Origin of the sequence: Shewanella sp. HL-SH2, assembly GCF_051164935.1 — a bacterium.
Classification (GTDB): Bacteria; Pseudomonadota; Gammaproteobacteria; order Enterobacterales; family Shewanellaceae; genus Shewanella; species Shewanella glacialimarina.
Map to the genome: position 1 here is coordinate 2,181,367 of NZ_CP195035.1, position 14,899 is coordinate 2,196,265.

Annotated in this window: 13 protein-coding genes and 2 pseudogenes; all 15 read left to right on the forward strand. The window is 41.9% G+C overall.

What is annotated here, in order from left to right; genetic code table 11:
• Nucleotide 1 precedes the first annotated feature (1 nt).
• The 15 genes and pseudogenes from rpsB (at nucleotide 2) to rnhB (ending at nucleotide 14,755) form a co-directional block, all read left to right on the forward strand.
• Nucleotides 2-730, forward strand: coding sequence for a 30S ribosomal protein S2 (rpsB, locus tag ACRWP9_RS09505; protein ID WP_226410305.1), 729 nt, complete (start codon nucleotides 2-4; stop codon nucleotides 728-730).
• Between the two features lie 116 nt (nucleotides 731-846).
• The gene (tsf, locus tag ACRWP9_RS09510; protein WP_434925823.1) at nucleotides 847-1,698 is read left to right on the forward strand and encodes a translation elongation factor Ts; all 852 of its coding nucleotides are present in this window, start codon (nucleotides 847-849) and stop codon (nucleotides 1,696-1,698) included.
• A gap of 70 nt (nucleotides 1,699-1,768) precedes the next feature.
• Nucleotides 1,769-2,515 (forward strand): UMP kinase, encoded by a 747-nt coding sequence (gene pyrH, locus ACRWP9_RS09515; RefSeq protein WP_434925824.1) that lies wholly within the window; start codon nucleotides 1,769-1,771, stop codon nucleotides 2,513-2,515.
• Between the two features lie 123 nt (nucleotides 2,516-2,638).
• Nucleotides 2,639-3,181 (forward strand): ribosome recycling factor, encoded by a 543-nt coding sequence (gene frr / locus ACRWP9_RS09520; protein WP_226415966.1) that lies wholly within the window; start codon nucleotides 2,639-2,641, stop codon nucleotides 3,179-3,181.
• Between the two features lie 80 nt (nucleotides 3,182-3,261).
• A pseudogene (locus tag ACRWP9_RS09525) lies at nucleotides 3,262-4,085 on the forward strand (isoprenyl transferase).
• Nucleotides 4,086-4,105: 20 nt separating this feature from the next.
• On the forward strand, nucleotides 4,106-4,963 hold the full coding sequence (locus ACRWP9_RS09530; RefSeq protein ID WP_226410301.1) for a phosphatidate cytidylyltransferase: 858 nt from the start codon (nucleotides 4,106-4,108) through the stop codon (nucleotides 4,961-4,963).
• Between the two features lie 5 nt (nucleotides 4,964-4,968).
• Entirely contained in the window at nucleotides 4,969-6,159 is a 1,191-nt protein-coding gene (gene ispC, locus ACRWP9_RS09535) for a 1-deoxy-D-xylulose-5-phosphate reductoisomerase (RefSeq protein WP_434925825.1), read from the forward strand.
• A 43-nt stretch (nucleotides 6,160-6,202) separates the two neighbouring features.
• Complete coding sequence (gene rseP / locus ACRWP9_RS09540) at nucleotides 6,203-7,540, forward strand: sigma E protease regulator RseP (protein ID WP_434929004.1); 1,338 nt, start codon at nucleotides 6,203-6,205, stop codon at nucleotides 7,538-7,540.
• 30 nt (nucleotides 7,541-7,570) lie between these two features.
• Entirely contained in the window at nucleotides 7,571-10,054 is a 2,484-nt protein-coding gene (gene bamA / locus ACRWP9_RS09545; protein ID WP_434925826.1) for an outer membrane protein assembly factor BamA, read from the forward strand.
• 65 nt (nucleotides 10,055-10,119) lie between these two features.
• A complete protein-coding gene (locus ACRWP9_RS09550) occupies nucleotides 10,120-10,617 on the forward strand; it encodes an OmpH family outer membrane protein (RefSeq protein ID WP_434929006.1) in 498 nt (165 codons plus the stop codon).
• Nucleotides 10,618-10,642: 25 nt separating this feature from the next.
• Nucleotides 10,643-11,658 (forward strand): annotated as a pseudogene (gene lpxD / locus ACRWP9_RS09555) (UDP-3-O-(3-hydroxymyristoyl)glucosamine N-acyltransferase).
• A gap of 49 nt (nucleotides 11,659-11,707) precedes the next feature.
• Nucleotides 11,708-12,169, forward strand: a complete 462-nt coding sequence (gene fabZ, locus ACRWP9_RS09560) for a 3-hydroxyacyl-ACP dehydratase FabZ (protein WP_226410296.1) — start codon at nucleotides 11,708-11,710, stop codon at nucleotides 12,167-12,169.
• Nucleotides 12,166-12,936, forward strand: a complete 771-nt coding sequence (gene lpxA / locus ACRWP9_RS09565; protein WP_434925827.1) for an acyl-ACP--UDP-N-acetylglucosamine O-acyltransferase — start codon at nucleotides 12,166-12,168, stop codon at nucleotides 12,934-12,936. Before fabZ ends, lpxA begins: the two co-directional genes overlap by 4 nt.
• Before the next feature lie 8 nt (nucleotides 12,937-12,944).
• Nucleotides 12,945-14,093 (forward strand): lipid-A-disaccharide synthase, encoded by a 1,149-nt coding sequence (gene lpxB / locus ACRWP9_RS09570; protein WP_434925828.1) that lies wholly within the window; start codon nucleotides 12,945-12,947, stop codon nucleotides 14,091-14,093.
• 26 nt (nucleotides 14,094-14,119) lie between these two features.
• Nucleotides 14,120-14,755, forward strand: coding sequence for a ribonuclease HII (gene rnhB, locus ACRWP9_RS09575; protein ID WP_434925829.1), 636 nt, complete (start codon nucleotides 14,120-14,122; stop codon nucleotides 14,753-14,755).
• Nucleotides 14,756-14,899: the final 144 nt, after the last annotated feature.

A 14,899-nucleotide genomic window follows, 5' to 3' on the forward strand; every position in this document is an offset into this window, starting at 1 on the left:
AATGACTACAGTTACAATGCGCGAAATGCTTCAGGCTGGTGTTCACTTCGGTCACCAAACACGTTACTGGAACCCAAAGATGAAGCCTTTCATCTTCGGTGCTCGCAACGGTGTACACATCATCAACCTTGAGCACACTGTACCAATGTTCAATGAAGCTTTAGCTTTCATTAGCAATGTTGCTTCTAAAAAAGGTAAAGTTTTATTCGTAGGTACTAAGCGCGCTGCTGGCGAAGCTATCAAAGAATCTGCAATTTCTTGTGACCAGTATTATGTTGATCACCGCTGGTTAGGCGGTATGTTAACAAACTGGAAAACTGTTCGTCAGTCAATCAAGCGTCTTAAAGAGCTAGAAAGCCAGTCTGTAGACGGTACTTTCGACAAGCTAACTAAGAAAGAAGCGTTAATGCGCTCACGCGAGTTAGACAAGTTAGAAAAATCTTTAGGCGGAATCAAAAACATGGGCGGCTTACCTGACGTATTATTCGTTATCGGTGCTGACCATGAGCATATCGCTATTAAAGAAGCAAACAACCTAGGTATCCCAGTTGTTGCGGTTGTTGATACTAACTCTGCACCAGATGGCGTTAACTATATCGTTCCTGGTAACGATGATGCGATGCGTGCAATTCGTTTGTACACTTCATCTGTTGCTGCAGCCGCTAACTCAGGCCGTGGTCAAGATATCGCTGTTCAAGCTGAACAAGACGGTTTCGTAGAAGCTGTTTAATAAGGCGAGATGGTTAACCATCCCCCTTATTTGCCAATAAAAAATTGGTGAGCAGGGGCCTAATGGCCCCTGTTTTATAATGTAAAATTAGACCAACTAAATTAGAGGATTTAACAATGGCGATTACTGCTGCCCAAGTTAAAGAACTTCGTGACCGCACTGGCGCTGGCATGATGGACTGTAAGAATGCACTGACTGAAACTGACGGTGACATCGAGCTAGCGATTGATAACATGCGTAAAAGTGGCGCTGCTAAAGCTGCTAAAAAAGCGGGTAACATCGCTGCTGACGGTGCAATTCTAATTAAGAATGGCGAAGGTTTCGCTGCGCTATTAGAAGTTAACTGTCAAACTGACTTCGTTGCAAAAGACTCAAACTTCCTAGGATTTGCTAACGCAGTACTAGATGTTGCTGCTGCATCAAAAGTGACCATCGAAGATTTAAAAGCACAGTTTGAAGAAACACGTGTTGCACTAGTGACTAAAATTGGTGAAAACATCAACATTCGTCGCGTTGAGTACATCGATGGTGCTAACTTAGCTTCTTACCGTCACGGCGACCGTATCGGTGTTGTGGTTACTGGTGAAGCTGATGAAGAAACATTAAAGCATATCGCAATGCACGTTGCTGCTTCTAAGCCTGAATTCGTTAACCCTGAAGATGTACCTGCAGAACTTGTTGAAAGAGAGCAAGCTCTACAAGTAGAAATCGCCATGAACGAAGGCAAGCCACAAGAAATCGCTGAGAAGATGGTTGTTGGTCGTATGAAGAAGTTTACTGGTGAGATCTCTCTTACTGGTCAAGCTTACATCATGGAACCAAAGAAAACTGTTGGCGAAGTTCTTAAAGAGAAAAAAGCGACAGTAACTAACTTCATTCGTTTAGAAGTTGGTGAAGGTATTGAAAAGAAACAAGAAGATTTTGCTGCTGAAGTAGCTGCACAAATCGCTGCCACTAAAAAGGCGTAATCGCTTTTTCTTTAAAAGACCCTAAGACCGCAGCAATCGCTGCGGTCTTGTTATGATCAGGATCAAAATTATGAGCACCAATCCAAAACCTGCATTTAGACGTATTCTGCTTAAATTAAGCGGTGAAGCATTAATGGGCGAAGAAGGCTTCGGCATCGACCCTAAAGTACTTGATCGTATGGCTCAAGAAGTAAAAGAGCTGGTTGAGTTAGGTATTCAAGTTGGTGTGGTTATTGGTGGTGGTAATCTATTCCGGGGTGAAGGTCTTGCGCAAGCAGGCATGAACCGTGTAGTGGGTGATCACATGGGAATGTTAGCAACAGTCATGAATGGTTTAGCGATGCGTGATGCGCTTCACCGTGCTTATGTCAACGCGCGTCTCATGTCAGCCATTCCGTTAAAGGGTGTTTGTGATGATTACAACTGGGCTGAGGCGATTAGTTTACTTAAGTCTGGCCGAGTAGTGATTTTCGCCGCGGGTACAGGTAACCCATTTTGTACTACCGATTCTGCTGCCTGCTTACGCGGTATTGAAATTGAAGCAGAAGTGGTCTTAAAAGGGACCAAAGTTGACGGTGTTTACTCTGCGGACCCAATGAAAAACCCTGAAGCGGTTAAGTATGATTCGCTCACTTATGCTGAAGTGTTAGAGTCCGAATTTAAGATAATGGACCTTGCAGCATTTACAATGGCGCGTGATCACGATATACCTATTTTAGTGTTTAACATGAACAAGCCAGGCGCACTTCGACGCGTGATTATGGGCGAAGGTGAAGGCACTATTATTAGTAGTCAAAAAAATAGTAGCCCAAAATAACTTCATTATTGCATTAAATAGAGTGCAATCCTTATTTGAGCTGATCTAATGTCTGTGTCATTCTTTATCTATCAGCTCAAAAAATATTTGTGAAAAAAGGAAATTATTGTGATTGAAACAATTATGTTAGATGCGCAAGAGCGCATGGGAAAATGTGTTGATGCAAGTAAAAATCAAATGGCTAAAGTGCGTACAGGTCGTGCACATCCTAGCCTTTTAGATTCAATTCAAGTTTCTTACTACGGTTCAATGACCCCTCTTAAGCAAGTGGCGAACATTGGCATTGAAGACTCACGTACGCTTAACGTGACTGTGTTTGACCAAACATTAGTTCAAGCCGTAGAGAAAGCCATCATGTCTTCTGATCTGGGTTTAAACCCTATGACAGCGGGCACATCAATGCGTATACCACTTCCAGCGCTAACTGAAGAGCGTCGTAAAGACTTTATCAAAGTGGTTCGCAACGAAGCTGAAAATGGTCGTATTGCTATTCGTAACGTCCGTCGTGATGCAATTACTGAAGTGAAAAAACTTGAAAAAGCAAAAGACTGCACTGAAGACGATGTGCGTCGCAGTGAAGACAGTGTGCAAAAGTTCACCGATACTGCTATCAAGCAGGTTGATCAACTTTTAGCCGCGAAAGAAAAAGAGCTAATGGAAGTTTAAACTTCAGCGTTCAACGCTAGAGTTAATACGCCGTGTAAGTGTATACTACACGGCGTTTGTTTTTTATAGGGTTGTTGTTAATGTCATCTACAAATGATTATGGATCAGGTATAACTTCACTTTCTGACTTAGCTTCATCAGAATGTTTACCTGGACAATTATCTGACATCGTTAGGCAGTCTTTGCCTAAACACGTTGCTATTATTATGGATGGTAATGGCCGTTGGGCACAAAATAAAGGCATGCCAAGAGTGGTGGGTCATAAAGCCGGCGTTAAAGCGGTAAGACGTATTGTCAGCGCTGCGAGTCAATTAGGCATAGAATCTCTCACTTTATTTGCCTTTTCGAGTGAAAATTGGCGTAGACCCGATAAAGAAGTCAGTTTGTTGATGGAGCTTTTTTTAGCGTATTACAACGTGAAATTAAACGTCTGGATAAAAACCAAGTTCGACTTAATATTATTGGTGATATCAGTCGATTCTCTGCTAGATTACAAACTCAAATTGGACAAGCTCAAGACAAAACTAAACACAACAAAGGTCTTGTTTTAAATGTTGCTGCAAACTATGGCGGGCGCTGGGATATCATGCAAGCAGCTCAAAAGTTAGCCGAAAAAGTCGAAAGTGGCGAAATCAGCAGCAGTCAGATGACCGAAGAGGCATTAAATCAACATTTGTGCATGCAAAATCAAAGCGAAGTTGATTTAATGATAAGAACAGGCGGTGATTACCGCATCAGTAATTTTATTTTATGGCAGGCCGCCTATGCTGAACTCGTGTTCACTGAAACACTGTGGCCTGATTTTGATGAGAAAGCTTTTCATCATGCACTGGCAATGTTTGCCAGCCGCCAGCGTCGTTTTGGTCTGACCGGAAGTCAAATCGAAGAAATACGTACGCTATAATTTTTAAAAGGATTATTTTTTTGCTAAAACAACGAATAATAACAGCACTTTGTTTAATCCCACTAGTATTAGCCGGTATTTTCTGGGTACCTACGGTTTATTTTGCGTGGTGTTTAGTTCCCATCTTTGCGATTGCAGCAAAAGAATGGGGCCGATTTATTGATAAGGAGTGTAATGTTACCCAGTGGTCATTCACCGTCACTGTTACCATTTTACTGGTCGTCATTAATGTGATGTTTCCTGCCGACAGTCTTTGGTTTAAAGGTCATATTAATCCAATGTTTTTAGCGATTATCAGTATTGGTGTTGTCTGGTGGGTATTCAGCACTATCTTGGTGGTTAGTTTTCCTAAAAGTGCTAAATTCTGGCGCGATAGCCACATGTTTAAATCTATGTTTGGCCAATTGACGTTGATCCCTTGCTTTGTGTCCTTAATCGCTCTCAAGTCATTAAGCAGTCATGCTGAGCCTTATTTTGGTGGTTGGTTAGTGTTTATTGTCATGCTAGTGGTGTGGGCAACCGATACCGGCGCTTATTTCGCTGGGCGCACTTTAGGTAAACATAAGTTGATGCCAAGCGTCAGTCCAGCAAAAACCTTAGAGGGTTTAGCCGGTGGATTGTTAACCACTATGTTAATCGTTGCTGCTGTGATGTATGTCTCTCCTGAGCAAGAGGTCGGACTGTTAGTTGTGGTGACCCTTATTACCGCATTAGCCTCTGCATTTGGTGATTTATCAGAAAGTATGTTTAAACGTGTGGCAGAAATTAAAGATTCAGGCAGTATCTTGCCTGGTCACGGTGGTATTTTGGATAGAATTGATAGCCTAACTGCTGCATTGCCTGTATTCACGCTCATTTACATTGCGATGTGGATGTAATTTTGATGCAAAATATGGTTATCCTTGGCGCAACGGGCTCTATTGGCGCAAGTACCTTAAGTGTAATAGCAACAAATCCTGACAAGTTTTGTGTTTACGCCTTAGTTGCCAATTCTAGTGTTGAGAAAATGCATGCTTTATGTGTGACTCATCAACCTGTTTATGCTCACATGGTTAATCAGCAGGCCGCTGTAAAACTCAAAGCATCTTTACCTGCTTGGTGCAAAACCATTGTCACCACATCAGAGCAAGATTTGATTGGATTGGTGACCAGCCAAGAAGTGCATACTGTTATGGCTGCAATTGTCGGCGCAGCAGGGCTTGTATCAACCTTTGCAGCAGTAAAAGCGGGCAAACGGGTGCTACTAGCGAATAAAGAAGCGCTGGTCATGTCTGGTGAACTCTTTATGCACACAGCAAAGACATCAGGGGCGACAATACTACCCGTAGACAGCGAACATAATGCTATTTTTCAGTGTATGCCTGAAGCTGTGCAAGCTAATTTAGGTTATTGCGATATTGCTGCAGAAGGGATTTCACATATTTTATTAACAGGCTCAGGCGGTCCGTTTTTAACTGCAGATTTAGCATCATTCCCGCACATGAGTCCAGAGCAAGCTTGTAACCACCCCAATTGGTCAATGGGACGAAAAATCTCCGTTGATTCAGCTTCAATGATGAACAAAGGGTTAGAGTATATCGAAGCGCGCTGGCTGTTTAATACTCGTCCAGAACAGTTAAAAGTAGTTATCCATCCCCAAAGCGTTATTCACTCAATGGTGCAATATAAAGATGGCTCCGTTATCGCGCAGATGGGTAATCCTGATATGCGTACGCCGATTGCTCATTGTATGAGCTATCCGCAAAGAATTTCGGCTGGAGTTGAACCTTTAGATTTTTTCAAAGTCGGACAGTTAAGTTTCTTTGAAGCTGATTTTAATCGTTTCCCTTGTTTAAAGTTAGCGATTGATGCATGTAAACAAGGCCAAGAGTCGACAACAGTGTTAAACGCCGCTAATGAAATTGCGGTAGAAGCTTTTTTACAAGGTAGAATTAAATTTACAGATATCGCAATAATAAATGAACAGTGCCTTGTTTCAGTCAGTCCCGCGTCATTGAATTCAATTGAAGATATTATTCGCCTCGACGGCGAAGCAAGAACACAAGCGATGTTAGCGATAAAAACCTTGGCGTAATCAGGAGCAAGATGTTCGATTTTTTTGGAATTTAGGTTCGTTTATTGTCGCTTTAGGCATTTTAATTACCGTTCATGAATATGGCCACTTTTGGGTTGCACGTAAGTGTGGCGTGAAAGTCGAAAAATTCTCTATTGGTTTTGGTAAAGCTATTTGGCGTAAAGTCGGTAAAGATGGCACCGAGTATGTGGTGGCAATGATCCCATTAGGTGGATATGTCAAAATGCTCGATGAACGGGTTGATACTGTGCCAGAGGAAATGCTTGACCAAGCATTTAACCGTAAAAATGTATGGCAACGCATTGCGATTGTGGCAGCCGGTCCTATGGCTAATTTTATTTTTGCAATAATTGCACTTTATGGCATGTACTTAATCGGTGTGCCGTCAGTTAAACCCGTCATTGATACCACTAAAGCAAATTCTCCTGCTGCGATTATTCAACTGTCAGAACCGCAACAAATAATTGCCGTTTCTGGGCAGAAGGTACGCAATTGGGAAGAAGTCAACTTAGCCTTGGTGGGCCACATAGGTAATGAGCAAGTCGATATTACGCTTGCACCATTATCTCGATTGGAAGGGGGCGAGGTCGCTGGAACTACTTACGAATTAGATATTAGTCAATGGCAATTTGATCCAGAGAAAGAGTCACCCATTACCGCTATAGGCTTAGGTATATTTAGACCTAGTATTGAGCCCGTTATAGCCGCCATAAGTGATGGCAGCGCAGCACAAATTTCTGGTTTAATGCTTGGCGATCGAATTTTAAGTATTAATCAACAAGATTACAAAGATTGGAATGCGTTTGTTGATGTGATACAAACGTCAGCCAATAAACCAATAGCTATGTTAATTGAGCGGGCAGGTGAGCAGCGTTTAGTTGAAGTTGTTCCTCAAGCTCAAAAAAATGATAGCGGTGACGTCATTGGTATTATAGGCGTTAGTCCTACCGCGGCGCAGTGGCCTGAAAATATGCGCTTTGAGTTACAATATGGCATGATAGATTCCGTCTCCGCCGCAGCTGATAAAACGTGGCAGCTAGTGGTGGTTAGTTTCAAAATGATCGGCAAATTATTTACCGGCGATGTGTCGGTGAAAAACTTAAGTGGTCCCATTTCGATTGCGCAAGGTGCAGGAGCCAGTGCAAATTACGGATTGGTGTACTTTCTTGGGTTTATCGCACTAATTAGCGTTAACTTAGGCATTATTAACTTAATGCCTTTACCTGTGCTAGATGGTGGACACTTGCTGTATTACTTTATTGAAGTGATTACGGGTAGGCCTGTGCCTGAAAAGGTACAGGAAATTGGATTCAGGTTCGGCGCAGCTTTGCTGCTAATGTTGATGAGCGTAGCGCTTTTCAACGATTTTGCCCGACTCTGAGCAGGACAGACAAATAATTAGAAGTGCTCTATGAGATTGAATAAAATTTTTGCCTCGATGTTATTCGTCGGTGCGTCTTATGCGGGAAGCGGTTGGGCAAATACATTCCAACCATTTGAAGTCACAGACATTCAAGTTGAAGGTCTACAGCGTGTAGCATTAGGAGCTGCATTGTTAAACTTACCGGTTAAAGTCGGTGACACAGTTGATCAAGTTAAAATACAACAGGCGATAAAAAGCTTATATGGTTCGACTAATTTCGAAACCATTAATGTCAGTCATGAAAATGGCGTGTTGTACGTTACCGTTAAAGAGCGCCCGACGATTAGTGCGGTGACGTTTGAAGGTAACAAAGATATTAAAGATGAGCAGCTTCAAGAGAGTCTTGATGGTTCTGGTGTCAAAATTGGTGAGTCTTTAGACCGCACAATGTTATCAGGCATCGAAAAGGGCTTACAAGATTTCTACTATGGTGTCGGTAAGTACGGCGCAAAAGTTGAAGCTCAAATTGTTAACTTACCGCGGAATCGAGTGGAGTTGCAGTTTAATTTTACCGAAGGTCTAGCGGCTGAAATTCGTCAAATTAACGTGGTTGGTAACACGGTTTTCACTGACTCTGAATTGATTAGCATGCTTGAGTTGAAAGACTTTGTTGCATGGTGGGATTTATTTGGTGAACGTCGCTATCAAAAACAAAAGTTACAAGCTGACTTAGAAACCATTAAAACTTATTACCACAATCAAGGTTATATTCGTTTTGATGTGACTTCAACGCAAGTTGCTATGACCCCTGACCGTAAAGGACTCTACATTACGATCAACGTCGATGAAGGCGAAAAATATAAAATTAAAGAAGTCAATCTCACCGGCGATTTAATGGGCCGAGAAGAGCTAATGAATGCAATATTGCCGCTTAAAGCTGGCAGTATGTATAACGGTGCGGATGTGACATACACCGAAGAAATGTACAGTAAGTACCTTGGCCGTTTTGGTTATGCTTATCCAGAAGTGAAAATATACCCAGAAATTGACGATGAAAATAAAGAAGTTGTCTTAAATGTCAATGTTCAGCCAGGTAAACGTGTTTATGTTCGCTCAATTAACTTCACCGGTAACACAGTCACAAAAGATGAAGTCATGCGCCGCGAGTTACGTCAAATGGAAGGTGCTTGGTTGAATTCCGCTCAAATTGAGCAGTCCAAAGCTCGTTTGAACCGTTTAGGTTACTTTGAGACAGTTGATACTGAGACAATACAAGTACCAGGCAGTGATGATTTGGTTGATGTGGCTGTGTCGGTGAAAGAGCAGCCATCAGGCTCGTTTAATGCTGGTGTAGGCTATGGTACTGAATCTGGTATAAGCTTGCAGTTTGGTGTTGAGCAAAACAACTTTCTTGGTACAGGTAATCAAGCTGGTGTAAGTGTTAACACAAACAAGTATTCAAAAAGCGCTAATCTTTCCTTTACTGACCCTTATTTTACTAAAGATGGTGTGAGTTTAGGGGGCAGTGTTTACTGGAGCGAGTTTGATGCAAACGAAGCAAACTTAGAGCGCTACAAGAACAACTCTTATGGTGTGTCATTAAATTCAGGTTTTCCTATAAATGAATATAATCGCTTAAACGGTGGTGTTGGGTATCGTCATAATGCCATTTCTGAAATATCTGCTTACGAGCAGGCATTGCGTTTTTATAATGTTTATCGTGACAGTGAAGATCCAAATTCTGACTTATCGTTTGATAATTTTGAACTAAATGGTGGTTGGTTTAGAAGTACCTTAAACCGTGGTACCTTCCCAACGGATGGTTCGTCACAGCGTTTGAATGGTAAAATGACGGTACCTGGGTCTGATCTACAATATTTTAAAACTGACTTTGATACTAACTTCTACTTTCCATTAACGCGTACCCACAGTTTTGTTTTTTTGACTCGTGCACGTTTAGGTTATGCCAACGGCTTTGGTCAGTTTAATGATAACGATCAAATTTTACCATTTTGGGAAAACTATTACTCAGGTGGCAGTAGCTCATTGCGTGGTTTTAAATCCAACTCTGTTGGTCCTAGATCTTTCTATTTAGTGCGTGGCAGTGAATCATGTGCTCCAGATGCTTCAGGTGATGGCTGTAGCTTACCTGGAGAGCCTAATCAAATTCAGGTTAGCCAGGGCCGCTCTATCGGTGGTAATGCCATCGCAACAGCAAGTATGGAGTTAATCGTTCCTACTCCATTCCTTGATGAAGCTTATACCAATTCAGTTCGTACCAGTTTCTTTGTTGATGCCGGTAACGTGTGGGATACCGAGTTTGACTATGAATCTTATCGAAATCTTCCATCAGAAGAGTTTAATAAGCTTGAAGATTACAGTGATCCTGCTCGTCTTCGTGCTTCATGGGGGATGAGTGTGCAATGGTTGTCTCCTATGGGCCCAATGGTCTTTAGTTTGGCATGGCCGCTGAAAGAATACGAAGATGATGAAACAGAGATTTTCTCGTTCAATATTGGCAAAACGTTCTAAAACAAATAAACTCAGCAGGCTTTGCTGAACAAGTATTTATTAACAAGGAGTCTACTTTGAAAAAGATGGTAAATCGCGCATTAGTGACATTAGCTTTTTTAGCTGCACCAATCATGGCGCACGCTGAAAACATTGCTGTAGTGGATATGGGCGAAGTATTTGAACAATTGCCACAACGTGAACAAATCTCAAAATCATTAAAAGCTGAATTTGGTGATCGTGTTGCTCAAGTCCAAAAAATGCAGGAAGAAATGCGTTCATTGGTTGAAAAGCAGCAACGTGATGGTGCGTTAATGAGTGAGACTCAAAAGACTGAAATGGTTCGTAAAATGGAATCGCTAAAGTCAGAGTTTCAATTAAAAGGTAAAGCGCTTGACGAAGACATGCGTCGTCGTCAAGGTGAAGAGCAAAATAAACTGTTAGTACAAGTTCAAAAAGCGATTAATACCATTGCTGAGAAAGAAAAATATGACATGGTATTACAACGCGGTGCAGTTATTTTTGTTAAGCCAGACGCTGATATTAGCGGTAAAGTGGTTGAAGCGTTAAGTAAAGGTAAATAAGCCCGAATTTAAGGCGAGAAACACTATGCAACAAGTGACTTTAAAAGAAATTGGCCAACTGCTAAATGCCACAGTTCGCGGTGATGATACCCAAATTGTGATGAGTGTAGCCACTTTAGAAGATGCAATAGAAGGCCAATTATCTTTTTTAGCCAACAGTAAGTATCGTGCTCAACTTGAGGCAACTCAAGCGAGTGCGGTATTGCTTACTGAAAAAGATGCAGCAGATTATAAAGGGACAGCAATTATTGTTGCTGACCCTTATGTCGGTTTTGCGCGTGTGGCACAATTACTTGATACCTCGCCTAAAGCGGCTGTTGGTATTCATCCAAGTGCACAAATAGATGCGAGTGCTAAACTCGGTGAAAATGTGTCAATTGGCGCAAATGCTGTGATTGGTGCCAATGTTATTTTAAGTGATAATGTGCAAATAGGTCCTGGCTCTGTGGTTGGCGAGTCTAGCATTATTGGTCAAAATAGCTGCCTATGGGCTAATGTGACTCTATACCATAATGTCCATATTGGTACCGACTGTACTATTCATTCCGCATCGGTTATTGGCTCTGATGGCTTTGGTTATGCCAACGAGAAGGGTAATTGGATTAAAATCCCTCAAACAGGGGGGTTAGAATTGGTAATCGCGTCGAGATAGGTGCTTCAACCAGTGTTGACCGAGGTGCGTTATCGCACACTGAGATTCATGACGGTGTTATTATTGACAACCAAGTTCAAATTGCCCATAACGTGGTGATTGGTCAAAACACAGCTATTGCTGGCGGGACCATTATTGCCGGCAGTTCGACGATAGGTAAATATTGTATTATTGGTGGTGGTTGTGGTGTTTCTGGCCATATAAGTATCGCTGATGGTGTACACATCTCGGGTGGTACTAATGTGACCAGTGTTATCCGTGAAAAAGGTGTATATTCTTCTGCTACGATAGCAATGGAGAATAAGTTATGGCGACGCAATACCGTGCGCTTCCGTCAGTTAGATGAATTGTTTGCTCGAGTTAAACAACTTGAGAATACGCAAAAATAAGATTAACTGTCATACTAAACCTCTCATTGAACCTGTTAAGGAAACAAGAGTGTCGAACGAATTAAACACTATGGATATTAAAGAAATCCTTAAGTATCTTCCCCATAGATATCCATTTTTATTGATTGACCGGGTGTTAGACTACGCCGTTGGTGACTATCTACACGCGATGAAAAACGTAACAATAAATGAACCATTTTTTCAAGGTCATTTTCCTGTTGCACCTGTTATGCCGGGTGTATTGATTTTAGAGGCTATGGCGCAGGCCACAGGCCTATTAGCATTTAAAACCATGAGTACAGAGCCATCACCGAATGTGTTGTATTACTTTGCAGGTATCGACAAAGCGCGTTTTAAACGTGTTGTTGAGCCAGGTGATCAAATCCATTTTCATGTGAAGATGATTAAAGAGCGCCGCGGAATTGGTGTATTTGAAGGCGAAGCACGCGTTGATGGAGTCGTGGTGTGTTCTGCTGAAATTATGTGTGCCCGAAGAGAGATTCAAACGTGATAGATAAATTAGCTTTCGTTCATCCAGACGCCAAAATTGGTAACAATGTCACCATTGGACCTTGGAGTTATATTGGCGCAGATGTAGAAATCGGCGACGATACTTGGATTAGTTCGCATGTTGTTATCAAAGGCCCATCGGTTATCGGTAAAGGCAACCGTATCTTTCAATTCGCCTCTGTAGGTGAAGAATGCCAAGATAAAAAATATGCAGGCGAACCGACTCGTCTAATCATGGGTGATAACAATATTATCCGTGAATCTGTCACCATCCATCGTGGTACGGTACAAGATAATAGCGAGACTCGCATAGGGTCAAATAACTTGTTAATGGCTTATGTGCATGTCGCACATGACTGTGTAGTCGGTAACCATGTCATTATGGCTAATAATGCCTCTATAGCAGGCCATGTCCATGTACATGATCATGTTATTTTAGGTGGCATGACAGGTGTGCATCAATTTGTGCATATTGGAGCCCATGCATTTACTGCTGGTTCATCAACTATTTTCCAAGATGTGCCGCCTTTTGTGATGGCCGCTGGCAGCCCAGCTATTCCTCGTGGATTAAATGTTGAAGGTTTAAAACGTCGTGGCTTTAGCAAAGAAACCCAACATGCTATACGTCGTACTTATAAAGCCTTATACCGTAAAAATTTAACTATTGAAGAAGCATTAGCTGAAATAAAACCTGATGCTGACAATGATCCTCATGTTCAAGCCATGGTTGATTTTATTACTAACTCTTCCCGTGGCATTATTCGTTAAGTAATCTAATGAACGATTCAAAACCCCGTATATTTGCCATGGTCGCCGGAGAAATCTCCGGCGATATTTTAGGTGCAGGTTTAATCAAATCCTTGCAGCAACGCTATCCTGATGCGCAGTTTGTAGGCATTGGTGGACCTCGCATGGAAAAGTTAGGTTTTCAGTCTTGGTTTTCGATTGAAGAATTAGCGGTGATGGGCATTGTTGAAGTGCTATCAAGATTGCCACGGTTATTGAAAGTGCGTGCTACTTTGATAGATAAAATCACATCCATTAAACCTGATTGCTTTATTGGTATTGATGCACCTGATTTTAATATTGGCCTTGAGCTTAAGCTTAAGAATAGAGGTATCAAAACGGTTCACTATGTTAGCCCTTCGGTATGGGCATGGCGTCCTAAACGGGTCTTTAAAATCGCCAAAGCCACTAATATGGTGTTGTCCTTACTGCCATTTGAAAAAGCCTTTTATGATGAGCATAACGTACCCTGTACGTTTGTTGGTCATACTTTAGCGGATGATATTCCGCTCAAAAGTGATAAAGCGTCAGCACGTAAGTTACTTAATTTAGACCCTGATGCAGAGTATTTGGCGGTTTTACCCGGGTCTCGTGGAGGGGAGTTAAAGCAACTCGCTGAGCCATTCGTTAAAGCGGCAATGTTAGTTAAACAGCATTTTCCCGATATAAAGTTTGTCACGCCATTAGTTAATGAAGCGCGTCGGCAACAGTTTTTAGCCGCATTGGCTGAACATGCGCCAGATTTAGAGGTTGAACTTATTGAGGGGCATTCAAGGGAAGTGATGGCTGCGGCTGATTGCATTTTATTAGCATCAGGTACCGCTACATTAGAAGCTATGTTGGTCAAGCGCCCTATGGTGGTGTCTTACCGCGTTAGCCCTATTACTTATGCCATTGCTATTCGCATGATGAAAATCAAAAACTATTCGCTGCCTAACTTATTGGCTAACGAAACAATTGTGCCTGAACTGATGCAAGCCAATTGCCAGCCGCAGTTAATTGCTGATGCGGTGATTAAACAACTTAATCAAGATTTTGCGCCACTCAATACAAAATTTGAGCAGTTACATCAATTACTTAAATGTAACGCCAGCGAACGGGCTGCCGATGCTGTAGTGGCATTATTGCCAGCGCATTAATTTGCTGAAGCCAAGGACAAACTAATATGTCGACATTCCCGCAAGTGATAAAACAGATCACCCCAGAGCAAGTGGCGATAATTTCAGAGGGTATTGTCGCCGGTGTTGATGAGGTTGGCCGTGGTCCTTTAGTGGGAGATGTGGTTACCGCCGCGGTTATTTTAGACCCCACTAAACCCATAATTGGTTTAAACGATTCTAAAAAATTGACTGAAAAACGGCGCAACTCACTGTATCAAGATATTATAGCCAATGCGCTTGCGGTCAGTGTTGGCCGGGCAACTCCGACCGAAATTGATCAAATTAATATTTTACAAGCGACCATGTTAGCCATGCAACGTGCTGTTGCTGGCTTGGATATTGTACCTGAACGGGTATTAGTCGATGGTAATCGCGTACCTGATTTTGGCATTGCTGCCCATGCAATTATTAAAGGCGATGGCTTAGTTGCTGCAATCAGTGCTGCATCCATTATTGCTAAAGTGACCCGAGATAAAGAGATGGATGAGCTTGATGCCAAGTATCCTCAATATGGGTTTTCTAAGCATAAGGGCTATCCTACAAAAGCACATTTTGAAGCACTTGCAAAGTTCGGTGCCATAGATGAACATCGAAAAAACTTTAAACCGGTTGCAGAATGTTTAGCTAACACGGCAAAGTAATTACCTAGATGCTAATGTTTTAAATCATATCGCTATGAAGCCATTTAAATCTTAGCCGTCTTTATTTCTAGGTGTTAATCTCGATAGTTCCACGTTTGAATAAGCATTGGCTGTAATGTGAATGTTTGCTAGTGTGATTAATAA